Annotated in this window: 22 protein-coding genes and 1 pseudogene; 13 read left to right on the forward strand and 10 right to left on the reverse strand. The window is 73.4% G+C overall.

The window, feature by feature from the left end:
* Positions 1-45: 45 nt before the first annotated feature.
* The 3 genes from ABT093_RS14105 to gdhA all read right to left on the reverse strand — a co-directional run bounded on the left by ABT093_RS14105 (position 46) and on the right by gdhA (position 3,846).
* On the reverse strand, positions 46-921 hold the full coding sequence (locus tag ABT093_RS14105) for an AraC family transcriptional regulator (protein WP_350563958.1): 876 nt from the start codon (positions 919-921) through the stop codon (positions 46-48).
* Positions 922-1,037: 116 nt separating this feature from the next.
* Complete coding sequence (locus ABT093_RS14110; RefSeq protein WP_350563960.1) at positions 1,038-2,318, reverse strand: hypothetical protein; 1,281 nt, start codon at positions 2,316-2,318, stop codon at positions 1,038-1,040.
* Positions 2,319-2,466: 148 nt separating this feature from the next.
* Positions 2,467-3,846, reverse strand: a complete 1,380-nt coding sequence (gdhA, locus tag ABT093_RS14115; protein ID WP_350563961.1) for an NADP-specific glutamate dehydrogenase — start codon at positions 3,844-3,846, stop codon at positions 2,467-2,469.
* Positions 3,847-4,174: 328 nt separating this feature from the next.
* On the opposite strand from gdhA, the gene ABT093_RS14120 reads away from it, so the two are divergent.
* Positions 4,175-4,948 (forward strand): GTP cyclohydrolase II, encoded by a 774-nt coding sequence (locus ABT093_RS14120; RefSeq protein ID WP_350563963.1) that lies wholly within the window; start codon positions 4,175-4,177, stop codon positions 4,946-4,948.
* 12 nt (positions 4,949-4,960) lie between these two features.
* Here ABT093_RS14120 and ABT093_RS14125 read toward each other — a convergent pair whose 3' ends face one another.
* The 3 genes and pseudogenes from ABT093_RS14125 to ABT093_RS14135 form a co-directional block, all read right to left on the reverse strand.
* Positions 4,961-5,470, reverse strand: coding sequence for an EAL domain-containing protein (locus ABT093_RS14125; protein ID WP_350563965.1), 510 nt, complete (start codon positions 5,468-5,470; stop codon positions 4,961-4,963).
* Between the two features lie 95 nt (positions 5,471-5,565).
* Positions 5,566-7,143: pseudogene (locus ABT093_RS14130) on the reverse strand (putative bifunctional diguanylate cyclase/phosphodiesterase); the annotation flags it as partial.
* Positions 7,062-7,868, reverse strand: coding sequence for an SAM-dependent methyltransferase (locus ABT093_RS14135; RefSeq protein WP_350563966.1), 807 nt, complete (start codon positions 7,866-7,868; stop codon positions 7,062-7,064). The gene ABT093_RS14135 and the pseudogene ABT093_RS14130, both read right to left, overlap by 82 nt.
* A gap of 175 nt (positions 7,869-8,043) precedes the next feature.
* Here ABT093_RS14135 and ABT093_RS14140 point away from each other — a divergent pair, with 175 nt between their 5' ends.
* The 7 genes from ABT093_RS14140 (at position 8,044) to ABT093_RS14170 (ending at position 16,355) form a co-directional block, all read left to right on the forward strand.
* Positions 8,044-8,508 (forward strand): SRPBCC family protein, encoded by a 465-nt coding sequence (locus tag ABT093_RS14140; protein ID WP_350563968.1) that lies wholly within the window; start codon positions 8,044-8,046, stop codon positions 8,506-8,508.
* 262 nt (positions 8,509-8,770) lie between these two features.
* The gene (gene egtA, locus ABT093_RS14145) at positions 8,771-10,153 is read left to right on the forward strand and encodes an ergothioneine biosynthesis glutamate--cysteine ligase EgtA (protein ID WP_502884223.1); all 1,383 of its coding nucleotides are present in this window, start codon (positions 8,771-8,773) and stop codon (positions 10,151-10,153) included.
* A complete protein-coding gene (gene egtB / locus ABT093_RS14150; RefSeq protein ID WP_350563969.1) occupies positions 10,150-11,568 on the forward strand; it encodes an ergothioneine biosynthesis protein EgtB in 1,419 nt (472 codons plus the stop codon). The genes egtA and egtB overlap by 4 nt, the downstream gene beginning before the upstream one ends.
* Positions 11,568-12,305, forward strand: coding sequence for an ergothioneine biosynthesis protein EgtC (egtC, locus tag ABT093_RS14155; protein ID WP_350563971.1), 738 nt, complete (start codon positions 11,568-11,570; stop codon positions 12,303-12,305). The genes egtB and egtC overlap by 1 nt, the downstream gene beginning before the upstream one ends.
* 121 nt (positions 12,306-12,426) lie before the next feature.
* Positions 12,427-13,422 (forward strand): L-histidine N(alpha)-methyltransferase, encoded by a 996-nt coding sequence (gene egtD, locus ABT093_RS14160; RefSeq protein ID WP_350563973.1) that lies wholly within the window; start codon positions 12,427-12,429, stop codon positions 13,420-13,422.
* A 118-nt stretch (positions 13,423-13,540) separates the two neighbouring features.
* Entirely contained in the window at positions 13,541-14,977 is a 1,437-nt protein-coding gene (locus tag ABT093_RS14165; protein ID WP_350563974.1) for a sugar porter family MFS transporter, read from the forward strand.
* Between the two features lie 133 nt (positions 14,978-15,110).
* On the forward strand, positions 15,111-16,355 hold the full coding sequence (locus ABT093_RS14170; protein ID WP_350563976.1) for a nitric oxide synthase oxygenase: 1,245 nt from the start codon (positions 15,111-15,113) through the stop codon (positions 16,353-16,355).
* Here the strand turns inward: ABT093_RS14170 and ABT093_RS14175 are convergent.
* Positions 16,298-16,993, reverse strand: coding sequence for a TetR/AcrR family transcriptional regulator C-terminal domain-containing protein (locus ABT093_RS14175; protein WP_350563978.1), 696 nt, complete (start codon positions 16,991-16,993; stop codon positions 16,298-16,300). The genes ABT093_RS14170 and ABT093_RS14175 overlap by 58 nt on opposite strands.
* A 139-nt stretch (positions 16,994-17,132) precedes the next feature.
* Here ABT093_RS14175 and ABT093_RS14180 point away from each other — a divergent pair, with 139 nt between their 5' ends.
* The 5 genes from ABT093_RS14180 (at position 17,133) to ABT093_RS14200 (ending at position 22,916) form a co-directional block, all read left to right on the forward strand.
* Entirely contained in the window at positions 17,133-18,281 is a 1,149-nt protein-coding gene (locus ABT093_RS14180) for an acyl-CoA dehydrogenase family protein (RefSeq protein WP_350563979.1), read from the forward strand.
* 77 nt (positions 18,282-18,358) lie between these two features.
* On the forward strand, positions 18,359-19,546 hold the full coding sequence (locus ABT093_RS14185) for a thiolase family protein (protein WP_350563980.1): 1,188 nt from the start codon (positions 18,359-18,361) through the stop codon (positions 19,544-19,546).
* 141 nt (positions 19,547-19,687) lie between these two features.
* Positions 19,688-20,446 (forward strand): 3-oxoacyl-ACP reductase FabG, encoded by a 759-nt coding sequence (gene fabG / locus ABT093_RS14190; RefSeq protein WP_350563982.1) that lies wholly within the window; start codon positions 19,688-19,690, stop codon positions 20,444-20,446.
* Between the two features lie 112 nt (positions 20,447-20,558).
* Positions 20,559-21,941, forward strand: coding sequence for a S53 family peptidase (locus ABT093_RS14195; protein ID WP_350563984.1), 1,383 nt, complete (start codon positions 20,559-20,561; stop codon positions 21,939-21,941).
* A gap of 279 nt (positions 21,942-22,220) precedes the next feature.
* A complete protein-coding gene (locus ABT093_RS14200; RefSeq protein WP_350563986.1) occupies positions 22,221-22,916 on the forward strand; it encodes a hypothetical protein in 696 nt (231 codons plus the stop codon).
* Between the two features lie 74 nt (positions 22,917-22,990).
* Here ABT093_RS14200 and ABT093_RS14205 read toward each other — a convergent pair whose 3' ends face one another.
* The 3 genes from ABT093_RS14205 to ABT093_RS14215 all read right to left on the reverse strand — a co-directional run bounded on the left by ABT093_RS14205 (position 22,991) and on the right by ABT093_RS14215 (position 25,621).
* On the reverse strand, positions 22,991-23,173 hold the full coding sequence (locus tag ABT093_RS14205; protein WP_350563988.1) for a DUF397 domain-containing protein: 183 nt from the start codon (positions 23,171-23,173) through the stop codon (positions 22,991-22,993).
* Positions 23,170-24,054, reverse strand: a complete 885-nt coding sequence (locus tag ABT093_RS14210; protein ID WP_350563989.1) for a helix-turn-helix domain-containing protein — start codon at positions 24,052-24,054, stop codon at positions 23,170-23,172. Before ABT093_RS14210 ends, ABT093_RS14205 begins: the two co-directional genes overlap by 4 nt.
* A gap of 409 nt (positions 24,055-24,463) precedes the next feature.
* A complete protein-coding gene (locus ABT093_RS14215) occupies positions 24,464-25,621 on the reverse strand; it encodes a DUF6183 family protein (protein ID WP_350563990.1) in 1,158 nt (385 codons plus the stop codon).
* Positions 25,622-25,666 lie beyond the last annotated feature (45 nt).

The raw sequence follows: 25,666 nt of genomic DNA on the forward strand, positions 1-25,666 counted from the left end.
GCACGGGGCGGCGCGGTCGTGCTGGGCCGAACGGGCGGAGAGCGTTCAGCGCGTGGTGGCGCGACCGACCGGTATCCAGAGTTGCGCCTCGGCCTCCTCGCCGCCCGGCAGGACCTCGACCCGCAGGATCTCCGGGCCGGGCCGGAACTCGTACGGGTTGGACGGGAACCACTGGGTGAAGACGTCCCGCCACATCTCCTGCAGCGCCCGCGGGTACGCCCCGCGGTTGGCGAACACCGCCCAGGTCCCGGCCGGGACCTCGCGCACGTCCAGGTCCTCCGGCACCTCGGCGCCCGCCCCCATGACCACCGCGTGGTAGTAGTCCAGCGGGACGCCCTCCTCCCGGCTGTCCGAGAAGAACTCGGTGACGGCGACGATCCCGGCCGGCTCCTGCTCCGAGAGGGCCGCGATCCGGTCGATCGTCTCCCGGCCGAGGCCCCTGATGAACTCGGCCATCGCCGGGTTGACCCCCTCGTGGACCAGGGGGACCCGCGCCCGCCGGCCCACGACCCGGAACGCCTGCCTCTCGACGATGCGGTACTCCATGCTGCTGCTCCCTTCGACGACGAGCCGGAAGGACATCCGGGGCTGGGAGACCAGCACCGCGCCCGAGCGCCGGGCCTCGCCGGGGCCGACCCCGTGCATCGCCCGGAACGCCCGGGCGAAGGCCTCGCCCGAGCCGTAGCCGTGGCGGACCGCGACGTCGAGCAGCGTCCGCTCCCCGGCCAGCACCTCCGCCCCGGCGAGGGTGAGCCGGCGCCGGCGCAGGTACTCCGACAGCGGCATCCCGGCGAGCGCCGAGAACAGCCGCCGGAAGTGGTACTCCGAGGTGGTCGCGATCCGCGCCAGTTCGGCCGGGTCGACCGCTCCGTCGAGGTGCTCCTCGATGTACTCCATGGCCTGGTTCAGCCGGTCCAGCATCGCTTCCCGCCCCCGTCCTTCCTTCTGACGCTCCTCACCGTAGGCGGCGGCCACCCGCCCGGACCCGACATCCCGTGCCCGCTCCGGTCGGGTGGCCCGCGCGGCGTCCCCGCGGCTCAGGAGCCGTCGGCGCGCACCGCGTAGACGTACCGGCGGCCGGCGTACTCGCTGAGGTTCCAGATCACCGACTCGGTGAACCTCCAGTCGGTGGTCGCCGAGCCGTGGAAGCTGAGGTCCTCGCAGCCGACCGCCAGCCGGGCCACCGTGGACGGGGTGTCGGCGCCCGAGGCCACCGCGCGCAGCGAGCCGTTGCCGGAGCCGTTGCTGGTGGACAGGTAGTGCCGGGACTGCTGGGAGACCACGCCCTGGATCTTGCCCTGCTTGACGGTGACCGCCTCGGAGGCGGTGGCCGAGGCGAGCCTGCGGTCGGTGTAGTCGAGGTTCCAGCGGACCACCTTGGGCGTGGTGATCTTCGTGCCGTTGCCGTTCCAGCCGGTGCCGGAGTAGTCGACCACCGGGGCGGCGAGGTCCTCGGCGTACTCGCCGACGGTGAGGCTGTCGGGGGTGCTGGCGCGGTCCAGGGCGAGGCAGGAGTAGCGCAGCAGCGTCCCGGTGTTGTCGTACGCGGCGCTCTGCGGCAGCACGTAGCGGTAGTCGTAGGCGTAGTACCTGCCGTCGGAGGCGTCCAGCCCGCAGACGTCGGACTTGCCGGTGGCCACCTCGAAGACCGTGTTCAGGTCGAACACCCGCAGGCCCTTGGTGGTGTCCACCATGTAGAGCAGGTTGCCGTACCAGAGGATGCCGCCCGCGTGCCGCTGCACCGGGGCGTAGGAGGGCGCGCCGGTCGCCGCCTTCACCGGCTCGACGAGCAGCACGTGGCGGTACCTGGGCGCGAGGCGGTCGGTGTAGTCGACGAAGGAGACCCGCACGCCCTTGTTGACCTCGGCGTTCGGCGTGCCGGGGTCGTTGTCCGGGTCGGTGTCGAAGTACCACGAGACCAGCACCACCCGCTTGCCGCCCCAGACGCCCGAGCCGAGCGCGTCGGCGCTGGTGGTGACGCCCTGCGGGACCCATTCGGCGACCCCCTGGTCACCGGGGTTCCAGCCGAAGCCCTCCTGGAAGGCGCCGACCCCGCTCGGGGCCGCGGCCAGGTGCACGGCGTCCCGGTTGGCGCTGGCGAGCACGTCGGCGACGGTGGCCTTCGGCAGCAGGCCCGCCAGTCCGGCGGCCAGCGCCGCGTACGTGCCGTGGCTGTTGCCGAGGCGTTCGGCGAGGGTGAACTGGCGGGGCGACAGGGTCGCGGCCTCGGCCGCCGCCGGGGCGAGGGCGGCGCCGCCGAAGGCCACGAGCGGGCCGGCCGCCATTCCCTTGATGATCGTCCTGCGTGACATGGTCATGGCGTCAGAACGTAGGGCGATCACCGGGCCCCTGACAAGCTGCCACCTCCCCGACCGGCCCAAACGGCGCCGGCCGGGGAGATGTCGTGACGGCCCGGTGTCGGTTCAGACCCGGATCGATTCACACCCGGATCGGGTCAGGCCCGGATCAGATCAGGCCCTGCGCCAGCATCGCGTCCGCCACCAGCTCGAAGCCGGCGATGTTGGCGCCCAGCACGTAGTCCCCGGGGCGGCCGTACTTCTCCGCCGTGGTGTGGCAGGCGGTGTGGATGTTCCGCATGATCTCCGCCAGCCGCTCCTCGGTCCGCTCGAAGGACCAGGCGTCGCGCGAGGCGTTCTGCTGCATCTCCAGCGCGCTGGTGGCGACGCCGCCCGCGTTGGCCGCCTTGCCCGGGCCGAAGGCCACCCCGGCCTCCAGGAAGACCCGGACCGCCTCCGGCGTGGTCGGCATGTTGGCGCCCTCGGCGACGGCGCGCACGCCGCCGCGGACCAGCGCCAGCGCGTCCGCCTCGTCCAGCTCGTTCTGGGTCGCGCAGGGCAGCGCCACGTCGACCGGCACGCTCCAGACGCCGGTGCCCTCCTGGTAGCGGACGTGGGCGCCGCGCAGCTCGGCGTACTCGGAGAGCCGGCCGCGCCGGACCTCCTTGACCTCCTTCAGCAGGTCGAGGTCGATGCCCTTCTCGTCCACCACGAAGCCGGTGGAGTCGGAGGCCGTCACCACGGTCGCGCCGAGCTGCTGGGCCTTCTCGATCGCGTACACCGCGACGTTGCCGGAGCCGGAGACGGAGACCCGCAGGCCGTCCAGCTCCTCGCCGCGGGCGCGCAGCATCTCCTGGGTGAACAGCACACAGCCGTAGCCGGTGGCCTCGGTGCGGGCCTGCGAGCCGCCCCAGCCGATGCCCTTGCCGGTCAGTACGCCGGACTCGTAGCGGTTGGTGATCCGCTTGTACTGGCCGAACAGGTAGCCGATCTCCCGGCCGCCGACGCCGATGTCACCGGCGGGGACGTCGGTGTGCTCGCCGAGGTGGCGGTGCAGCTCGGTCATGAAGGACTGGCAGAAGCGCATGATCTCGGCGTCCGAGCGGCCCTTGGGGTCGAAGTCGGAGCCGCCCTTGCCGCCGCCGATGGCGAGGCCGGTCAGCGCGTTCTTGAAGATCTGCTCGAAGCCCAGGAACTTCACGATCCCGAGGTTCACCGAGGGGTGGAAGCGCAGGCCGCCCTTGTAGGGGCCGAGCGCGCTGTTGAACTCCACCCGGAAGCCGCGGTTGACGTGGATCCGGCCCCGGTCGTCGGTCCACGGCACCCGGAAGATCACCTGCCGCTCGGGCTCCACGACGCGCTCGACGATCCGCGCGTCGATCAGCTCGGGGCGCCGCTCCAGCACCGGGCCGAGGGTCTCCACGACCTCGTGCACGGCCTGGTGGAACTCGGGCTCGCCGGGGTTGCGGCGCAGCACCTCGGCATACAGCGACTCAATGGCGGGGTTTCCGGCGTCGTGGGACGCAGCGGACACGGGGGTAGCCGACATCTTCTGAGGACCTTCCATGGTCTGAAGCGACAGACAGGGCGCCTCCCCCGTCGTCCTGGGGGGAGAACACCGGCGGTCCCCTCGCCATTGAGGGCGTCACGGCGCAATGAACACCAGCGCGGCAACTCCTGGACCGCTCGCGCGGGCACAGTCTCTCACTGCCACCCCCCGTTTGTCCGCCCCTGGTCCACCGGCCTCCGTCCGGCAACCCGTTCGTGAGCTGCACCGACCCTTCGTCCGCCCCCCGCCCGATGTTGTTCAAATTGGAACTACCTAGTACCGTCGACAGCCGAGTACCACCCGAACCGCCCGTCACGAAAGGCCCGCCATGCCCCAGGTGCAGCCGCCGCAGCAGCAGAACCACTCCCCGCAGGCCGGGGCCGCCCGGGTGCGGGCGCGGGTGCGGATTCCGCTGGTGTTCCCGGACGGCTACCGGGCGGAGGCGGAGGTGTTCACCTTCCACGGGCTGGCCGACGGGGCGGAGCACCTGGCGCTGGCGCTCGGCACGGTGCCCGAGAACGCGACGCCGCTGGTGCGGCTGCACTCGGAGTGCCTGACCGGGGACGTCTTCGGCTCCGCCCGGTGCGACTGCGGGCCGCAGCTGCGCGAGGCCGTCGAGCGGATCGCGACCGCCGGCGGCTACCTGCTCTACCTGCGCCAGGAGGGCCGCGGCATCGGCCTGTACAACAAGCTGGACGCCTACGCCCTGCAGGACTCCGGGCTCGACACCTACGACGCCAACACCGCGCTCGGGCTGCCCGAGGACGGGCGCGACTACACCGCCGCCGCGCAGATGCTCGGCGCGCTCGGTGTGCTCGACGCGCTCGGCACCGAGGGGACCGAGGGGGTCGAGGGGACCGAGGGGGTCGAGGGGACCGAGGGGGTCGAGGGGACCGAGGGGGTCGAGGGGACCGAGGGGATCAGGGGGATCGACCTGCTGAGCAACAACCCCGACAAGGCCGCCCAGCTGGCCGCCCTCGGCGTCCCGGTGCGCCGGCGGGTGCCCACCGGCGTGCACGTGTCGGAGAGCAACGTCCACTACCTGCGGGCCAAGGCGGAGCGCACCGGGCACTCGATCGAGCTGTCCCGGCTGGTGGGCTGAGCGGACGGGCGCTCAGTCGGCGACCGGGCGGCCGCGCGGCTCCTCGGCGATCCGGCGGGCGATCTCGGACGGGCGAACCGGGCGGCCGAAGTGCCAGCCCTGCGCCCAGTCGCAGCCGATGACGCGCAGCCGCTCGGCGTCCCGGCCGGTCTCCACGCCCTCGGCGGTGACGGTCAGCCCGAGGGCGTGCGCCATCGAGACCAGTCCGCTGACGATCCGCCAGCCGGTCTCCTCGTCCTTGGCCGGGTCGTGCAGGTCGCCGACGAAGGAGCCGGCGATCTTCAGACCGGAGACCGGCAGGTCGCGCAGGTAGGCGAGGTTGGACCAGCCGGTGCCGAAGTCGTCCACGGCGAGCGAGACACCGAGGCCGACCAGGCCGTGCAGGGTGCGCAGCGCCTCGTCCTCCGGACCGACCACGGTCGACTCGGTGATCTCCAGCTGGAGCCGGGCCGGGTCGAGGCCGGTGGTGTCGAGGATCCGGCCGAGGTCGCCGACCAGGGCGGCGCTGCGGGCCTGGCGCACCGCCAGGTTGACGTTGAGCTGGGGCAGCGCTTGATCCAGTCGGCGGCCTGGCCGCAGGCCTGCTCCAGCACCCAGCGGCCGAGCGGCATGATCAGCCCGGTCTCCTCGGCGGTGGTGACGAACTCGTCCGGGCCGAGCACGCCCATCTGTGGGTGGCGCCAGCGCACCAGCGCCTCGACGGCGGCCAGCCGGCCGTCGGCGAGCGCGTAGAGCGGCTGGTAGTCGATGAAGAACTCGCCCCGGTCGAGGGCGGCGGGCATCCGCACCGAGACGGCGTAGCGGGAGACGGCGCGGGCGTTCTCCTTGGGGTCGAAGAGAATCCAGCGGCCCCGGCCGGCCTCCTTGGCGCGGTAGAGCGTGAGGTCGGCGGCGCGCACGGCGGCGCCGGGGGTGGTGGTGGAGACCCGGCGCTCCAGGACGCCGACGCTGGCTCCGACGGCCAGCTTGTGGTCGCCGATCAGCACCGGCCCGGCGAGTGCCTTGAGCACGGTCTTGGCGGCGGCGACCGCCTCCTGCTCACCGCGGCTCTTCTCCAGCAGGACGACGAACTCGTCCCCGCCGAGCCGGGCCACCAGGTGCCCGAGCGGGGTGAGCGCGGCCTTCAGCCGGGCGGCGACGGCGCACAGCAGCTCGTCGCCGGTGTCGTGGCCGAGGCTGTCGTTGACCACCTTGAAGCCGTCGAGGTCGACGTAGCACAGACCGAACCGGGCGCCCGGGTCCGGGTCCTCGAAGAGCTTCTCCAGCCGTTCGAAGAACGCGGCCCGGTTGGGCAGCCCGGTCAGCGGGTCGTGGGTGGCCTGGTGGCGCAGCCGCTCCTGGAGCCGGTAGCGGTCGGTGACGTCCTCCAGCATGGCGACCTGGTACTGCGGGAGGCCGTCGTCGTCGCGGATCAGCGAGACCGTCAGGTGGGTCCAGACGATCTCGCCGTCCTGGCGGTAGTAGGGCTTGTCGAACTGGAAGTAGTCGCGCTTGCCGCTGATCAGGTCCTCGTAGGCCTCCCAGACGCCGTCGGCGTCCTCGGGGTGGACGAGGTCGCCGACCCGGCGGCCGATCATGTCGTCGGGGCCGGCGCCGAAGAGTTCCTGGAGGGCCTTGTTGACGGCCAGGATGTTGCCGTTGGTGTCGCCGATGCCGATGCCGATCGCGGCGCTCTCGAACAGGGCGCGGAACCGGGCCTCGGAGGCGCGCAGCGCCCGCTCGGCCTCCTTGCGGGCGACGTCGGCGGCGGTGCGGATGGCCTCCTGCTCGCGCAGGGTGCGCTCGCGCAGCGCGGCCGCCCAGCCGGCCGCGAAGGCGCCGCTCACGGCGGGGCCGCGGCCGTCGGCGGCGCGCTGGCGCTGGAGGAGTTCGACGGCCCGGGCCAGCACCACCGGGTCGGTGAAGTGGGCGTCGACCAGCTCGGCCCCGGCCTCGGCCGCCAGCTGCGGTTCGAACGGGTGGTCCAGCTGGGCGCGGTGGAGCAGCCCGGCGGTCCGGGAGACCAGCCGGCCGAGCAGGCCGGGGTGGACGGCCGTGCCGTGGTCACCGGAGAGCAGCCGCGCCCAGTCCTCGTGGAACCGCTCGGCGCCGCTGCTCGGTTCCGGTGCCTCCGTCACGGACGGAGCCCCACGCCCGCCACCCCGGTCATCCGCTCGGGGTGCTCGCCGACCGTCTCCGGCTGGTCCGGGCGCCACTGCGGCAGGTAGACGACGCCGGGCTCGACCAGCTCGAAGCCCTCGAACATCGCGGTGATCTGCTCGTGGGTGCGCATGGTCAGCGGGGTGGGCGTCATCCGGTACAGCCGCTGGTGGTCCTCGGCCTGGTCGGGGCGGCCCTCCAGGGAGGCGTGCGAGAGGACGAGGGCGCTGCCCGGCGGGAGGGCGTCGCGGATCACCGCGATCAGCTTCCACGGGTCCTCGGCGTCCTGGACGAAGTGCATGACGGCGACCAGCAGGACGGCCACCGGCTCGCCGGCGGCGAGCAGCTCGGTCACCTCGGGGCGGGACATGAGGTCCTCGACGTCCCGCACGTCGGCCTGGACGACGGAGCTGCCCGGGTCCTCCTCCAGCAGCAGGCGGCTGTGCGCGACGGCGACCGGGTCGCGGTCCACGTAGACGACCCGCGCCTCGGGGCGGATGGCGCGGGCGATCTCGTGGACGGCGCCGAAGGTGGGGATGCCGGAGCCGATGTCGAGGAAGCGGCCGATGCCGCGCTCGGCGGCGAACTGGACGGCGCGGCGCAGGAAGGCCCGGTTGGAGCGCATGATCTGGGGCAGCTCCGGCCACAGGGCGATGGCCTTGCGGGCCATCTCCCGGTCGACCTCGAAGTTGTGCGAGCCCCCGAGGTAATAGTCGTAGACCCGCGCGGCGTTCGGTTTGTCCAGGTCCGTGCCCTCCGGTACCCAGTTCGGTCGCCGCATCCTCGGGACTCCTTCGTTCCGGTTCCGGTGTACCAGCCGCCGAATGTGGCTGCTGTGACTGATGAGACTACAAGCACAAAAGATCCTCCTCTGCACGTCGGACGGGTGCAAGCGGAGTCCGGGCCTCCTTCCGGCGCCGCCCCGGCCGCCCGCACCCGGCCGCTACAGTGCCCCCGTGGACCCCAACCACTACCGGTTCCACGGGATGTGGCGGCTGCCCGCCCCGCCTGCGGCCGTGTACCGGGCGCTCGCCGACGTCGCCGGGTACCCGCGCTGGTGGCCGGAGATCCGCGACGTCCGGAAGACCGGGCCGGACCGCGGCGAGGTGCTGGTCCGCGCGCTGCTCCCCTACCGGCTGGTCATCGGGCTCACCGCCGTCCGGCAGGACCCGGCCGCCGGAGTGCTGGAGGCGGCGATGCACGGGGACCTCACCGGCTGGTCGCGCTGGACGGTCACCGGGGACGGCGCGGGCGGCGCCCTGGCCCTGTTCGAGGAGGACACCCGCCCGGCCAAGCCACTGCTGCGCCGCCTCGCGCTGCCCGCCCGGCCTCTGTTCCGGGCCAACCACGCGGTGATGATGCGGCGCGGCCGGCGCGGCCTCGCGGCGCACCTGTCCGGGCGCCCGGACGGGGGCGCCTGACCCCACCGGACTCCCGGCCGGCCCCGAACGGCACACCCCGTCCACCCGGACGGGTACGCAAGGTCCGCCCCGTCGCGGCGGCCGGATCCATGCGCCCGGCGGCCGGATCCATGCGCCCCGGAGCCCGCTTCACCCGTCCGCACCGCCGCCGGCCTGCGGCGACCGGCCTTGACCCGATGTTTGCGCGGCGCCTTCGCATGGTCCGGGGCAGACTGGGCAGGGTAGTCCGGGCCGCACCCGTGTCCCGAGGATGGTGAGTCCGGTGATACCCCTTCGACCGCCCAACCAGACCGACCGGCGGAGCACCGCGCCGCGCACCGACGCCGCGACCCCGCGCACCGACGCGGTGACCCCGCTCACCGAGTCGGCCGCCCGCAGCCACGTGGCGGGCGTCTGCTTCAAGATCGGGCCGCCCCGGCTGGTGGGCGTCGAGGTCGAGTGGTTCGTCCACGACGACCGATGTCCCGACCGGCCGGTCCCCCCTGAACGGCTGCACGCCGCACTGGACGCACTGCCACTCGGCGGACCCGACGGGACCTCGCTCCCGTCCGGCTCCCGCCTCACTCTCGAACCCGGCGGTCAGGTCGAGCTCAGCTCCCCGCCCGCCGACAGCCTCACCGGATGCGTCGCCGACACCAGGCGCGACCTCGGAGCCCTGCGGGCCGCCTTCGCCGCCCAGGGCCTGCGGCTCACCGGCACCGGCACCGACCCGCTGGGCCGCCCCCGCACGATGGTGCTGGACCATCCGCGCTACCTCGCGATGCAGCGCCACTTCGACGCCGCGGGCCCCTGGGGCCGGATCATGATGACCGGCACCGCCTCGCTCCAGGTCTGCCTGGACGCCGGGGCGGAGGACGGCCCGCACGCCCTGGAGCGCCGCTGGCTGCTCGCCCACCGGCTCGGCCCGGTGCTGGTCGCCGCCTTCGCCAACTCCCCGCTGCTGGACGGCCGCCCCACCGGGCACCGCTCCACCCGGCAGACCGTCTGGTCCCGGATGGACCCCACCCGCACCCTCGCCCCCGCGCCCGGGGACGGCGACCCGCGCGAGTCCTGGGCCGGGTACGTCCTGGACGCCGAGGTGCTCTGCGTGCGCCGCCACGACGGCCTGCCGTGGACCGCCCCGGCCGGGCTGACCTTCCGCGACTGGCTGCGCGGCGCCGGCGAGCGCCCGCCCACCCTGGCCGACCTCGACTACCACCGCACCACGCTCTTCCCGCCGGTGCGCCCGCGCGGCCACCTGGAACTGCGGATGATCGACGCCCAGCCGGGCGACGGCTGGATCGTGCCGACAGCCCTGGTCACCGCGCTGCTGGACGACCCCCTCGCCGCGGACGCCGCGCTCGCCGCCCTGGAACCGCTGCAGCCGCCCCCGGGCGAGGACGGCCCGCCCGCGCCGCGCAGCGACGTCTGGCGCCGGGCCGCCGCCCTGGCCACCGCCGACCCCGAGCTGCGCCACGCCTCGCTCGCCTGCTTCGCCGCCGCGGACGCCGCGCTGGGCCGGATGCCCGGCGCCGAGCGGCTGCGCGCCACCCTCGCCGCCTACGCCGAGCGCTACCCCGCGCGCGGCCGCTGCCCGGCCGACGACCAGCTGGACGCCCTGCGCACCGGCACCCGACGCACTCCCCCGGAGGAGGCCGCACCATGATCGACGACGCCCGCGAGGCCGGGACCACTCCCCCGTCGGAGACCCTGGCGCCGGAGGCTCCCGCCCCGGACGCGATCGCCCCGGAGGCGCTGCGCGAGACGATCGCCGCCGAGCTGCTGGCCGCCCGCGCCCGCACCGCCGCGCTCACCGACTGCGTCGAGGACCACGACCTCACCGCCCAGCACTCCCCGCTGATGTCCCCGCTGGTCTGGGACCTCGCGCACATCGGCAACCAGGAGGAGCTCTGGCTGCTGCGCAACGTCGGCGGCCGGGACCCGATGCACCCCGAGATCGACCCGCTCTACGACGCCTTCGAGCACCCGCGCGCCGAGCGCCCGAGCCTGCCGCTGCTGCCGCCCGCCGAGGCCCGGGCGTACGCGGGCGAGGTCCGCGGCCGGGTGCTCGACCTGCTCGCCGCCAGCCCCCTGGAGGGCGCGCCGCTGCTGGCCGCCGGGTTCGCCTTCGGCATGATCGCCCAGCACGAGCAGCAGCACGACGAGACCATGCTGATCACCCACCAGCTCCGCACGGGCGAGCCCGCGCTGGCCGCTCCCCCGCCGCCGCCCGCCCCGGCGGACGCCGCCGCGCTGCCCGCCGAGGTGCTGATCCCGGCCGGCCCGTTCACCATGGGCACCGACACCGAGCCGTGGGCGCTGGACAACGAGCGCCCCGCCCACCGCGTCGACCTGCCCGCCTACCGGCTGGACACCACACCGGTCACCAACGCCGCCTACCTGCGCTTCATCGAGGACGGCGGCTACGACGAGCCGCACTGGTGGACGCCCGAGGGCTGGGCGCACCGGCGCAGCGCCGGCCTGAGCGCACCGCTGTTCTGGCGCCGCGAGGACGGCCAGTGGCTGCGCCGCCGGTTCGGCGTGCTGGAGCCGGTGCCGCTCGACGAGCCGGTGCTGCACGTCAGCTGGTACGAGGCGGACGCCTACGCCCGCTGGGCCGGGCGCCGGCTGCCGACCGAGGCCGAGTGGGAGAAGGCCGCCCGGCACGACCCGGCCACCGGCCGCTCCCGGCGCTACCCGTGGGGCGACGGCGCGCCCGGCCCCGAGCACGCCAACCTCGGCCAGCGCCACCTGCGCCCGGCCCCGGCCGGCAGCTACCCGGACGGCCGCTCCCCCTACGGGGTGCGGCAGCTGATGGGCGACGTGTGGGAGTGGACGGCCAGCGACTTCCACCCCTACCCGGGCTTCCGGGCCTGGCCCTACCGGGAGTACTCGGAGGTGTTCTTCGGGCCGGAGTACAAGGTGCTGCGCGGCGGCTGCTTCGCGGTGGCGCCGGTCGCCTGCCGGGGCACCTTCCGCAACTGGGACTACCCGGTCCGCCGGCAGATCTTCGCCGGGTTCCGCACCGCCGCCGACGTCGACGACGGCTCCGGCCCCGGGGTCGTCGCGGAGGCCGGCTGATGTGCCGCCACCTCGCCTACCTGGGCGAGCCGGTGGCACCCGGGACGCTGCTGGTGGAGCCGCCCTTCGGGCTCTACCGGCAGTCCTGGGCGCCGCGCCTGCAGCAGTACGGCACGGTCAACGCGGACGGCTTCGGCCTCGGCTGGTACGCGGACGGCGACGAGGTGCCGGCCCGCTACCGCCGGGCCGGGCCGGTCTGGGCGGACGCCTCGTTCGCCGACCTCGCCCGCGTCCTGCGCACCCGGGCGCTGCTGGCGGCGGTCCGCTCGGCCACCGAGGGCTGCGCGGCGGGCGAGGAGGCGGCCGCGCCGTTCGCCGCCGGGCGCTGGCTGTTCAGCCACAACGGGGCGCTGGTCGGCTGGCCGGAGCGGACCGGCGCGCTCGCCGCGCTGCTGCCCCCGCAGGAGTTGCTCGGCCTGGTGGCGCGCACCGACTCGGCGCTGCTCTGGGCGCTCACGCTGCACCGGCTGCGGGCGGGCGCCGGGCTCGGCGAGGCGCTGGCCGGCACCGTCGCCGAGACGGCCGCGCACACCACCGGGCGGATCAATCTGCTGCTCACCGACGGCCGGGAGATCGCCGCCACCGCCTGGGGCGACACCCTGCACCACCGCACGGTGCCCGGGCTCGGCGTGCTGGTCGCCTCCGAGCCCTCCGACGACCTTCCCGGCTGGACGGTCGTGCCGGACCGCTCGCTGCTGCTGGCCGGTCCGGACGGGGTGACCGTCAAGCCGCTCTGAACGCGGCTGCCCCGGTCCGGCCGGCCGCCTGGCCGCGACTGGCCGGTCGACCGGCGGACCGGCCGACCGGCCGACTCAAGGTCCACATCTCTTCACTTCCTGAACAGAGGATCCACCTGTCATGAGCACCTTTGATCTCACCCGGCTGCTGCCCTCCGACCACTTCAGCACCGCGCTGCGGCACGACGCGCGGACCGGCCTGACCGCCGAACCCAAGTGGCTGCCGCCCAAGTGGTTCTACGACGCGCAGGGCAGCGAGCTGTTCGAGGAGATCACCCGACTGCCGGAGTACTACCCGACCCGGGCCGAGCGGGCGATCCTCACCGCCCGGGCCGGCGAGATCGCCGCCGCCACCCGGGCCCGCACCCTGGTGGAGCTGGGCTCCGGCTCCTCCGAGAAGACCCGGCTGCTGCTGGACGCGCTGCGCGACCTCGGCACGCTGGAGACGTACGTACCGGTGGACGTCAGCGAGAGCGCGCTGACCTCGGCCGGCGAGACGCTCGCCGCCGACTACCCGGGCCTCGCGGTGCACGGCGTGCTGGCCGACTTCACCGCCCGCCTCGACCTGCCGCCGGCCGGCGGCCCGCGGCTGGTCGCCTTCCTCGGCGGCACCCTCGGCAACCTGCTGCCGCCCGAGCGGGCCGCCTTCCTGCGCGGGCTGGGCTCCGCGCTCGGCCCGGACGACTCGCTGCTGCTCGGCACCGACCTGGTCAAGGACCCGGCGGTGCTGGTCGCCGCCTACGACGACGCGGCCGGGGTGACCGCGGAGTTCAACCGCAACGTGCTCAACGTGCTGAACCGCGAGCTGTCCGCCGACTTCGAGCCGGAGGCGTTCGCCCACGTGGCGCGCTGGGACGCGGAGCAGGAGTGGATCGAGATGCGGCTGCGCTCGCTGGTCACGCAGACCGTGAAGATCCCGGCGCTGGACCTGCCGGTGCACTTCACCGAGGGCGAGGAGCTGCGCACCGAGGTCTCGGCGAAGTTCCGCCGCGAGCGGGTCGCCGAGGAGCTGGCGGCGGCCGGCCTGCGACTGGCGGCCTGGTGGACGGACGAGGAGGGGCGGTTCGGGCTCTCGCTGGCCCAGCCGGCCGGGGAGGGCGGCCTGATCGGTATTTGATCGTTCACCTTACTAATGGCTTAAGGGATTTGGGCAGGATCCCACGTACAACACTTGAACATTGAGGGGTTACGATCTCGGCTACCGAACTCAGCGTGGAGTACCAGGAGTCAAGATCGTGAGCGTCACCCAGCAGTCCGCGGGCCCCTCGGGGGCGACGACCGGGCCGGCACCGTCCGGCCGGCTCGGCTTCGTCGTCTTCATCACCGCCGCCGCGGCCCTCGGCGGGTTCCTGTTCGGCTACGACAGCTCCGTGATCAACGGCGCGGTCTCCGGCATCCAGGAGAAGTTCGGTGTCGGCGACGGTGTGACCGGTCTGATCGTCTCCTCCGCGCTGCTGGGCTCGGCGGTCGGCGCCGCGCTGGCCGGCCGGTTCGCCGACCGCTACGGCCGGACCACCGTGATGAAGGCCGGGGCGCTGCTCTTCGCGGTCAGCGCGATCGGCTCGATGCTGCCGTTCTCCGCCTGGGACCTCGCCCTGTGGCGCGTCCTCGGCGGAGCCGCCATCGGCATCGCCTCGGTGATCGCCCCGACCTACATCGCCGAGGTGGCACCGGCGAAGTACCGCGGCCGGCTGGCCTCCTTCCAGCAGGCCGCCATCGTGCTCGGCATCGCGATCTCGCAGCTGGTCAACTGGCTGCTGGCGAACGCCGCCGGCGGCGACACCCGCGGCCACCTGCTCGGCCTGGAGGCCTGGCAGTGGATGCTCGGCATCTGCGTGGTGCCGGCCGCCGTCTACTTCGTGCTCGCCTCGACCATCCCCGAGTCCCCGCGCTTCCTCATCTCGGCCGGCCGGCTGGACGAGGCCCGCACCGTCCTGATCGGGATCGAGGGCGAGGGCGGCGACACCGACGCCCGGATCGCGGAGATCCGGGGCCTGATCGCCTCCGACCACCGCCCGCGCTTCCGCGACCTGCTCGGCGGGCGCTTCGGCCTGCTGCCGATCGTCTGGGCGGGCATCGGGCTGTCCGTGTTCCAGCAGCTGGTCGGCATCAACGTGATCTTCTACTACTCGTCGATCCTCTGGCAGTCGGTGGGCATCGACCAGTCCAACTCGCTGCTGATCAGCTTCATCGGCTCGGTCATCAACATCCTCGGCACCGTGATCGCGATCCTGCTGGTCGACCGGATCGGCCGCAAGCCGCTCGCGCTGATCGGCTCGGCCGGCATGGCCGTCGCGCTGGGCGCCTGCGCCTGGGCGTTCTCCTCCGCCACCGGCAGCGGCGAGGACGTCACCCTGCCCGACCTGCAGGGCACCGTGGCGCTCATCGCCGCCAACGCCTTCGTGCTGTTCTTCGCGCTCTCCTGGGGCGTGGTGGTCTGGGTGATGCTCGGCGAGATGTTCCCCAACCGGATCCGCGCCGCCGCGCTCTCGCTGGCCGCCTCCGCGCAGTGGATCGCCAACTGGGCGATCACCGTCTCGTTCCCGGCCCTCTCGCGCTGGAACCTCTCGGCCACCTACCTCGCGTACGCGGTGTTCGCGGCGCTGTCGCTGGTGTTCGTGGCGCGCTTCCTCAAGGAGACCAAGGGCGTGCGCCTGGAGGACATGGGGTAGCCCCCGCGTGGGACAAGCCCCCGCGCGGCCTCCGGCCCCCGCACCCTAGCGTGAAGACGCCGGGGGCGGGGGCCGAATCGTTCACTCGCTGCGGCGGCGCGGACACCTCCGGTATCCCTGTGCGGCAGGAGGGATGTCCTTGATCTTCGACCGGCTTCGCACCCGCAGCACGCGCCGATCCGCCGCCACCGCCCGCGCCTGCCCCTACTCGCACGCCCACGTCCACGGCCACCTGGTGCCGGAGGAGTCCGCCGGAGCGTCCGCGCCTTCGCCTTCGCAGGCACCCGACCGACCCTTCACCGACCCCCGGCAGGCCGCCGAGTTCATCCGGCGGTTCCACGCCGAGCAGCCCGCCGCCGGCGACCCGGACGCGCGGATACGCGCCGTCCTCGACGAGATCGACCGCACCGGCAGCTACCAGCACACCCCCGCCGAACTCGCCCACGGCGCCAGGCTCGCCTGGCGCAACGCCGCCCGCTGCATCGGCCGGCTCTACTGGCGCAGCCTGGTGGTGCGCGACCTGCGCCACCTCTCCTCCGCCGACGACATCGCCACCGAGTGCTTCGAGCACCTGCGCACCGCCACCAACGGCGGGCGGATCCGCCCGGTGATCTCCGTGTTCGCCCCCGACCGGCCCGGCCGCCCCGCCGCCCGGATCCTCAACCAGCAGCTGGTCCGCTACGCCGGCCACCCCGGCCCGGACGGCCGGTGGATCGGCGACCCGGCCGGCGCGCAGCTGGCCGCCCGGGCCCGCGACCTCGGCTGGAAGGGTGGCGAGGAGCGGTTCGAGGTGCTGCCGCTGCTCGTCCAGGAACGGGCCGGCGAGCGGCCCAGCTGGTACGAGCTGCCCGAGGACACCACCCTGGAGGTCCGGCTCTCGCACCCCGGGCACCAGTGGTTCGCCGATCTCGGCCTGCGCTGGTACGCGGTGCCGGCGATCAGCGACCTCACGCTGGAGATCGGCGGCGTGCGCTACCCCACCGCGCCGTTCAACGGCTGGTACATGGGCACCGAGATCGGCGCCCGCAACCTCGCCGACGCCGACCGCTACGACATGCTGGCGACCGTCGCCGACCGGCTCGGCCTGGACACCTCCAGCGACCGCACGCTCTGGCGGGACCGCGCCCTGGTGGAGCTGAACATCGCGGTGCTGCACTCCTTCGAGGAGGCCGGGGTGACCATGGCCGACCACCACACCGAGTCCGAGCGGTTCCTGCGGCACGTGGCGCGGGAGAAGCGCGCCGGCCGGCCGACACCCGCCGACTGGAGCTGGATCGTGCCGCCGGTCTCCGGCGGGCTGACCCCCGTCTACCACCGGTACTACGACCCGGTGGACCCCGCGCTGCGCCCGGCGTTCGTGGCCCGCGAGCCCTGGTGACCCGGCCGCTCCAGCCGTTCGAAGCGCAGCTCCAGGCCGTCGAGGAGCGCCTCCAGGCCCGTCTCGAAGGCGCCCTCGTCCACCGCCGCCCGGTGCTCGGCCAGCCGGTGCGCCTCGCCGAGGTGCGGGTAGTCGGCCGCGTCGTACACCCCGGCGTCCTCCGGGAAGCCGGCCGCGAAGGAGGCCAGCGCCGAGCCGGTGACGAAGTACCGCATCAGCGCGCCGACCCTGGTCGCCTGCCCGCGCGGCCAGCCGGCCTCGACCAGGTGGCCGAAGACGGCGTCGGCCAGCCGCAGCGCGTTCGGCCGCCGCCCCGGCCCCTGGGCGAGCACCGGGACGATGTTGGGGTGGGCGGCGAGCGCGGCGCGGTAGGAGCGGGCCCAGTCGCGCAGCGCCCGCGGCCAGGGCGTGCCGGGCGCGAACATCGACAGGTCGACCTCGCCCATCACCCCGTCCACCACCGCGTCCAGCAGCTCGTCCTTGGTGGCGAAATGGTTGTAGAGGGAGGGCCCGCTCACCGAGAGCTCGCCGGCCAGCCGGCGGGTGGAGAGCGCGGCCAGCCCCTCCTCGTCGACCAGGCGCAGCGCGGCGGCGACGATGCGTTCGCGGTTGAGCAGGGGGGTGCGCGGGCGGGGCATCGGCGCGGTTCCTCCGGTGGGTGCGTCCGGTCGGGTGGGGGGTGGACCGATTCTGGCAGGTGCCCCTTCCCAGCGCGGCCGGTCGGGGCTACAGTCCCCTCGTAAAACTTGCAGCGCTAGTTTAACCGGGAGCGCCCCGATGGACCTCGAACTCTCCGGGGAACAGACCGCCGTCCGCGCACTCGCGGCCTCCTTCACCGACCGCGAGATCGTGCCGCACGCCGCCGCCTGGGACCGCGCCGAGTCGGTCGACCGCGCGATCGTCGGCAAGCTGGGCGGCCTCGGCTTCCTCGGCCTGACCATCCCCGAGGAGTACGGCGGCAGCGGCGGCGACCACCTCGCCTACTGCCTGGTCCTGGAGGAGCTGGGCCGGGGCGACTCCGCCGTGCGCGGCATCGTCTCGGTCTCGCTCGGCCTGGTCGCGAAGTCGGTCAACGCCTTCGGCAGCGAGGAGCAGAAGCGGCACTGGCTGCCCCGGCTCACCTCCGGCGCGGCGCTCGGCTGCTTCGCCCTCACCGAGCCCGGCACCGGCTCCGACGCCGCCAACCTCACCACCCGGGCCGTGCGCGAGGGCGAGCACTGGCTGCTCAGCGGCACCAAGACCTTCATCACCAACGGCACCTGGGCCGACGTCGCGCTCGTCTTCGCCCGCACCGGCGAGAGCGGCCACCGGGGCATCACCGCCTTCCTGGTCCCCACCGAGCTGCCCGGCTTCACCCGCACCGAGATCCACGGCAAGCTCGGCCTGCGCGGCCAGGCCACCGCCGAACTCTCCTTCGACCGCGTCCGGGTGCCCGACAGCGCCCGGCTCGGCGAGATCGGCAAGGGCTTCACCGTCGCCATGGCGGCGCTCGCCAAGGGCCGGATGTCGGTCGCCGCCGGCTGCGTGGGCATCGCCCGGGCCTGCCTGGACGCCGCCGTCCGCTACGCCGGCGAGCGCGAGCAGTTCGGCGCGCCGATCGCCTCGCACCAACTGGTGCAGCAGTTGCTCGCCGGGATCGCCGTGGACGTCGAGGCCGCCCGGCTGCTCACCTGGAAGGTCGCCGACCACATCGAGCGCGGCCTGCCGTTCGCCACCGAGTCCTCCGTCGCCAAGCTGTTCGCCAGCGAGGCGGCGGTGCGGGCCGCCAACAACGCCCTCCAGGTGTTCGGCGGCTACGGCTTCATCGACGAGTACCCCGTCGGCAAGTACCTGCGCGACGCGCGGGTGATGACTCTCTACGAGGGCACCAGCCAGATCCACCAGTTGCTCATCGGGCGCGCGCTCACCGGCGTCAGCGCCTTCTGACCCACGTTTCCTCGTTCCCGAAAACTCGACACCTCGACACCTCGACACCTCGACACCTCGACAAGGAGCCCGACGTCGTGCGTCCTGTCTACTTCGCCGCAGCCCGCCGCACACCCATCGGCCGGCTGCGCGGAGCGCTCGCCACGGTCCGCCCGGACGACCTCTCGGCCACCGTGCTGCGCGCCCTGCTCGCCGGCCTGCCCTCCCTCGACCCGGCCCGGATCGACGACGTCTACTGGGGCGCCGCCAACCAGGCCGGCGAGGACAACCGCAACGCCGCCCGGATGGCCGTGCTGCTCGCCGGGCTGCCCGACAGCGTCCCCGGCGCCACCGTCAACCGCCTCTGCGCCTCCGGCCTGGAGGCAGTCACCATGGCCGCCCGGGCCATCGGATCCGGCGAGGCGGACGTCGTGCTCGCCGGCGGCTGCGAGTCGATGACCCGCGCCCCCTTCGTCCTCCCCCGCCCCGACGAGGCGCTGCCGCACCGGATCGAGACCTTCGACACCCGGCTCGGCTGGCGGCTCACCCACCCCCGGATGGCCGAGCTGCACGGCGTGCTCTCCATGGGAGAGACCGCCGAGGAGGTGGCCGCCCGGTTCGGCATCACCCGGGAGCGGCAGGACGCCTTCGCGCTGCGCAGCCACCAGCGGGCCGCCGCCGCCCGCGAGGACGGCCACTTCGACGCCGAGTTGGTCCCGGTCGAGCGGCCCGACGGGGTGAGTGTCGAGGCGGACGAGTCGATCCGCGAGGACACCAGCCTGGAGAAGCTGGCCCGGCTCAAGCCCGCCTTCCGCCCCGGCGGCACGGTGACGGCGGGCAACGCCTCGCCGATGAACGACGGCGCGGCCGGGCTCGTCCTGGTCAGCGAGGAGGCGCTGCGCGAGTTCGGCCTGGAGCCGCTCGGCCGGTACGTGGCCGGCGCCTCGGCGGGCGTGCACCCGGACGTGATGGGCATCGGGCCGGTGCCGGCCACCCGCAAGGCGCTCGCCCGGGCCGGCTGGACGCTGGACGCGGTCGAGGAGGCCGAGCTGAACGAGGCCTTCGCCGCCCAGGTGCTGGCCTCCGTCGACCAGTTGGGGATCGACCCGGAGCTGGTCAACCCGACCGGCGGCGCGATCGCGCTGGGCCACCCGCTCGGCGGTTCCGGCGCCCGGATCCTCACCACCCTGCTGCACCGGATGCGCCGCACCGGCGGGCGCCGGGGCCTGGCCACCATGTGCGTGGGGGTCGGCCAGGGCACGGCGGTGCTGGTGGAGTCCGCCTGAGGGCTGAGGGCCGGGGGCCGAGGGCTCACGACTGACAACTGACAAATAACAGATGACAGCTGACAGATTTCAGATAACAGATTTCAGATAACAGATTCTGTCAGCTGTCAGCCGGACCTCCACCTCCCGAGGAGCAGCACCATGACGCGTTTCGCAGGCAGGGTCGCCGTCGTCACCGGCGGCGCGCAGGGCATCGGCGCGGCGACCGCGCGCCGGCTGGCCGAGGAGGGCGCGGCGGTGGCCGTGGTCGACCTCTCGGCCGAACGGGCCGCCGGGACGGCCGGGGAGATCACCGCCAAGGGCGGCACGGCCCGGGCGTACGGCTGCGATGTGGCCGACTACGACGCCGTCGAGGAGGTCTTCGCCCGGATCGCCGAGGACCTCGGCGGCCTGCACATCCTGATCAACAACGCCGGGATCACCCGGGACAACCTGTTCTTCAAGATGCCCAAGGCAGACTGGGACGCGGTGCTGACGGTCAACCTGACCAGCGCCTACAACTGCAGCCACGTGGCGCAGAAGTACATGGTGGCGCAGAAGTGGGGCAAGATCGTCTCGCTCAGCTCGCGCTCGGCGCTCGGCAACCGCGGCCAGGCGAACTACGCCGCCGCCAAGGCCGGGATCCAGGGCCTGACGGCGACCCTCGCCATCGAGCTGGGCCCGTTCAACATCAACGTCAACGCGGTGGCCCCCGGCTACATCGCCACCGCGATGACCGCCGCGACGGCCGCCCGGGTCGGCGCCACGGCCGAGGAGCACCAGTCCGAGGTGTCCGCCCGCACCCCGCTGCGGCGGGTCGGGCAGCCGGAGGAGATCGCCTCGGTGGTCGCCTTCCTCGCGAGCGAGGACGCCTCGTACGTCAGCGGCCAGACGCTGTACGTCAACGGCGGGGCGCGCTGACACGGGCTGACACGGGCAATTCTTCTGACGCCGGGTCAGCAGACCGTCCCTGGTGGTGGGTTACCTTCGCCGGGGACGGTCCCGACCTCTTCCCAGCGCCCCGAGGAGCCCGATGGCAAGCCCGCACCCCGTTCGCCGTGCCCTGGCCCTGCTCGCCGTCGGGGCCACCGCCCTCGCGGCCGGCGCCGTCTCCACCGGCACCGACACCCGCGCCTCCGCTTCCGCCGCCGCCCCGGCCGCCCACCGCGCCGCCGGCGTCCACGTCCGCCCCGCCTCGGCCGGCCGGGTGAGCGCCGTCGGCCGCACGGCGCCGCTGAGCACCTCGCAGTGCCTCGGCGAACTCGGTATCCACTGCTACTCCCCGCTCCAGTACCGCGAGGCCTACAACCTCGGCCCCCTCTACCGGGAGGGCGTCACCGGCAAGGGCCGCACCATCGTCATCGTCGACTCCTTCGGCTCGCCCACCATCCAGCACGACCTGGAGGTCTTCGACCGGCAGTGGGGCCTGCCCGACACCCAGGTCGAGGTGATCAAGTGGGGCGACGTCCCACCGTTCGACCCCACCAACCCCGACCACACCGCCTGGGCGGGCGAGGCCACCCTCGACGTCGAGTACGCGCACGCCATCGCGCCGGACGCCCACATCATCCTGGTCGAGACCGGCACCGCCGAGACGGAGGGCACCACCGGCCTGCCCGAGATGATGGACGCCGAGCGGGCCCTCATCCGCGCCGGCCGGGCCGACGTCGTCTCGCAGAGCTTCGGCGCCACCGAGAACACCTTCCCCGGCTTCGACGAGGGCGACTTCCGCTCGCTGACCGACCTGCGCTACGCCTTCGAGGAGGCCGCCGCGCACGACGTCACCGTGCTCGCCTCCTCCGGCGACGCCGGCGCCACCGACTACCAGCAGAACGGCACCGACCTCTACCCCTACCGGGTCAACTCCTGGCCCTCCTCCGACCCGCTGGTCACCTCCGTCGGCGGCACCCAGCTCACCCTCGACGACGCCGGCCGGCGCACCGCGCCCGACAAGGTCTGGCACGACGCCTACGGCGCGGGCGGCGGCGGGGTCTCCGGCGTCTTCGAGCGGCCGCTCTACCAGGCGGGCGTCGCCGCCGTCACCGGCAACCACCGCGGTACCCCCGACATCAGCATGAGCGCGGCCGTCGACGGCGGCGCGTGGACGTACGAGTCCTACGACCCCGCCCGGGCCGGCTGGCACCTCACCGGCGGCACCAGCGAGGCCGCGCCGGTCTTCGCCGGCGTGGTCGCCCTCGCCGACCAGCTCGCCGGCCACCGCCTCGGCCGGCTCAACTGGCGCCTCTACGCCCTCGATCTGCTCCCGGCGCAGCGGAGCGGCCTGGTCGACGTGACCACCGGGGACAACTCCTGGGACGGCGTCACCGGCTACCGGGCCACCAGGGGCTACGACCTCGCCAGCGGCCTCGGCACCATCGACGCCCACCGCTTCGTCCACGCCCTCGCGGGCCGCTGAAGCCGGTTGCGGAAGGCCGGCCCCGGGCAGGTCGGAGTTCGGTGGTGCCCTGCGGGTTCCCATGGTCCGGGCGAGGCTGCGCATGGGGGCGACGGCTTGCACCGCGTGGTGCAGGCCGTCGCCTTCCTGTCGGCGCTCTCGGACGCCGGGCGCAGGAGACACTCTGGTCGCGCAGAAACAGATCTGACACGATCTCACCCGAATCAGCGCAAGCTGTGGAGCTTTCGAGAAGATCTGAGGCCGACTTTGAAGACCTTACGCAACCGCATACCGCATCTGGTGGCGTTCGCGCTGCTGCTCCTGGGAATGATGACCGGCGCAACGGCGCAGGCACAGGCGGCTCCTCAGCAGGTCACCGCCAGCAGGACCATCTGCTCCAACGAGCCCGTCCCGACCGGGTGGGTCATCACGCACTCGTCCGGCAGCCGCAACTGTCCCAGCACCCGCGTCGAGTACTCCATCAGCGATTCGAGCGGGCAGACGTACTTCGACGTGTGCTCCTTCTCGCCCATCCCGGCGGGGTGGGCCGTCACGGGCTCGTACAGCGGCAGCATCAAGTGCGCCGGAAGCGGCGTCGACTACACCATCAAGAACACGGCCGGCCTGACCACCCCGCTCAGTGTGTGCTCCTTCTCGCCCATCCCGACCGGGTGGGTCGTCACGGCCTCGTACAGCGGCAGCCGCACCTGCGCCGGAAGCGGCGTCGACTACACCATCAGGAACACCGCCGGCCTGACCACCGCCTGGCCGTGCTCCTTCTCCCCGATCCCCACCGGATGGGTCGTCACGAGCGCGCGCAGCAGCACGACCTGCGCCGGAAGCGGTGTCGAGTACACCATCGAGAACATCACCAACAAGACGTCCGCCGTGGTGTGCTCCTACTCCCCCCGTCCGGCGGGGTGGGTCGTCACCGGCTCGTCCAACAGCAACGTCTGCGTCGGCACCAGCTACGTCCTCTCCATCAGCAGGACCTGACCAGCGGGTCGGCTTCGACCAGACCCGAGCCGCAGAGCGGCCGTCCGCCGACCGGCGGACGGCCGCACGCACCGTCAGACCGACTGCGCGAACTCGACGAAGGACTCCCAAGCAGCCGACGAAAAGGTGAGCCGAGGACCGGACTTGTCCTTGGAATCACGCACCAGGACGGATTCGGTGGTCTCGGCGACCTCGACGCAAGCGCCGCCCTCGCCGCCGCTGTAGCTGCTCTTGAACCACACCAGATCGCCGCTCATCGCTCTCCCAGCATCTTCTCGATCAACGACAGGGAATCCTGCGGAGAGTGCGCCTGCGCCCTGAGGGTGCCGTACCGCACGTTCAGGAGACGGACCTCCTCCGCATCCGTGATGAGCCTACCGTTCATCTGGACTTCCATATAGCCGGTCTGCGGGCGTCCCTTTGGCGTGATCAAGATGAACGAACCGTCCATGCCGGCGTTCTCGGCGCGGTCCATCGGCATGATCTGAAGCGTCATACCACGGGTGTCCCCGATCTCCAGGAACCGTTCGAGCTGCCTCCGGTGCACCTGCGGACCACCGAGCCTCCGGTGCAAAACACCCTCGTCGATCACCCAGCTGAAGACCGCATGGGGCCACCGGGCAAGGATCTCCTGTCGCGCCATCCGGGCCGCCACCCGAATCTCGACCATCTCCTCCGCCAGCAGCGGCTGCCGCATCCGGAACACCGCCCGGGCGTAGTCCTCCGTCTGGAGCAGTCCCGGCGCCAGGTAGGCACTCCAGTCATGGTGTTCGAGGGCCGACGCCTCCAGGGTGGCGTAGTTCCGGAACCACTCGGGGTGCCGCACGCGCACCCTGGCCTTCGCCCGCTCGATGTCCTCCGCGATGACGAGCAGCAGCCCTCTCGCGTCCAGGACCCTCTCCGCCGCCACCAGCAACTCCCGCTGCGGCGTCCGCTTGCCCTGCTCCACCGCGCCGATCAGGCTCTCGGTGTAGCCGACCTCCTTGGCGAACTCCTTCTGCGTCAGCCCCGCCAGCTCACGCAGGACCTTGATCTGCCGACCGATCGCCCGCAGGAAGTCCGACAACCCCGACAGGTCCTCGTCCAACAGCGGACGCGTCACGTCGCTGCTCTCGCCGCCGCCCTGAACCTCATCCATTTCGGCCTCCCCTGCTCTCCGCCACGCCGCACTGTCCGCACACGCGCAGGCACGCACCGTGCCCGCCGAATGCATCGTCAGCGTAGTCCGGGAGAAAGCCTGTTCCCCCACGGCCCTGCAGCTCCCCTCGACGCACCTGAGTCACCTTCCACCTCCGAGGGCCGCCACCGGGCCGCCGTCCCCCCGGACCACAGGCGACCACCCCGATGCTCAACTCCCTTGGGCTGACGGCTCTTCCACTCACATCACCCGCAGTCGAGGAGCCAACTGGCACGCCGGGGCGCGGGTTCCCTTCGCACCTCGCGCTCACCCCCGCGCGCCGGGCGTGCACCACCGTGCTCCGCACCTGCCGGTGGTCGTGGGCGGGCATGACGGAGTGGGAAGTCGGACCGGCCGACTTCCCACTCCGTCAGTCAGTGGTCGTCGCGGCCAGGACGGCCAGCCGGCGGCGGTCCGGGGCAACGGCCAGCACGCCCAGGTCCCACACCACCCGGTGGAACCACGGAGTGGCGGCACCGAACCGGTACCAGGCACAGCCCCGGACGTACTCCTCGACCTCGCCCGCCGAGGCGTCCGCCGGCGCCCCGGCGAGCGCGGCGAGCGAGCGCCACGCGCGGAGCCGACCGTACGCGCCGTAGCGGCCGGGCGCGTACGCGCCGCCGGTGGAGGCCGCGGCGAACAGCACCTGCCAGACCTCGGCCGGCTCCACCGCGACCATCCCGAAGGCGGTCTCCTCGCCCGGCCCCGGCAGGTCGCCCAGGTCCACCAGGCAGTCCAGGCCCAGCGCGACGAGGGCGCCGGGCACCGCGTCCGGTTCCAGGGGGTCCGCGAAGGCGAAGGTCCGCGCCTCGACACGGCCCTCCGGCTCCTCCGGGTCGTCGGACCAGTCCGCCACCGCCGCAGCCATCGCGGCGGTGGCGGCGGCGGTCGTCGTCTCCACCGCCGTCGGCACCCGGGTGTCCAGCCGGGGTGCCGGGTGGCGCTCCTCCGGGTCCCAGTACGGCAGCCCGTGGCTGCTGCCGTCGACCGAGTAGTGCGGCAGGTCCGGCTCCCGTTCCGCCGCGATCGGCGCCAACGGCAGGCCGCCCAAGGGGTGGTCGCGCCAGTGCGGCGAGGTCGCCCACCCGGCGATGCCCGGCATCTCCGCCACCGGGACGCCCCTGATCACCAGCTCGTGGACCAGACAGGCCCGCAACTCATCCGAGACGGCCACACCCCCAGAGCCTCCGTCGAACACCACGGTCAGGTCCTCGGGTCGCCGGCAGGCCGCCAGCATCGAGGCGACGTAGCGGTCGAACGCCGGATCGTCCGGCCTCCCCGCGGCGAGCATCCGTACCAGCTGCCCGACGGGCTCGGCCCCCGGCGTCACCGCGAGCAGCCGCACCAGCCGGTCGAAGAGGCTGTCGAACTCCGTCGCCGAGCGGTGGTGTCTCGCCAGCCCGATGCCGAGGTCCGCCACGAAGGCCACCTCGCCGTGCTTGAGCCGACGGCGCGCCAGCCTCTCCAGCTTCAGAGCGTTCCGGCTGGTCAGCGGCTTCGCCAGGATCTTCGACAGCGCATCGTCCACGGCGGTGAGCATAGGTGGCCGCCGGTCCGTGGTCGCCCGGTTTTC

It is taken from the genome of Kitasatospora sp. NPDC002551 (assembly GCF_040296005.1).
Taxonomy (GTDB): domain Bacteria; phylum Actinomycetota; class Actinomycetes; order Streptomycetales; family Streptomycetaceae; genus Kitasatospora.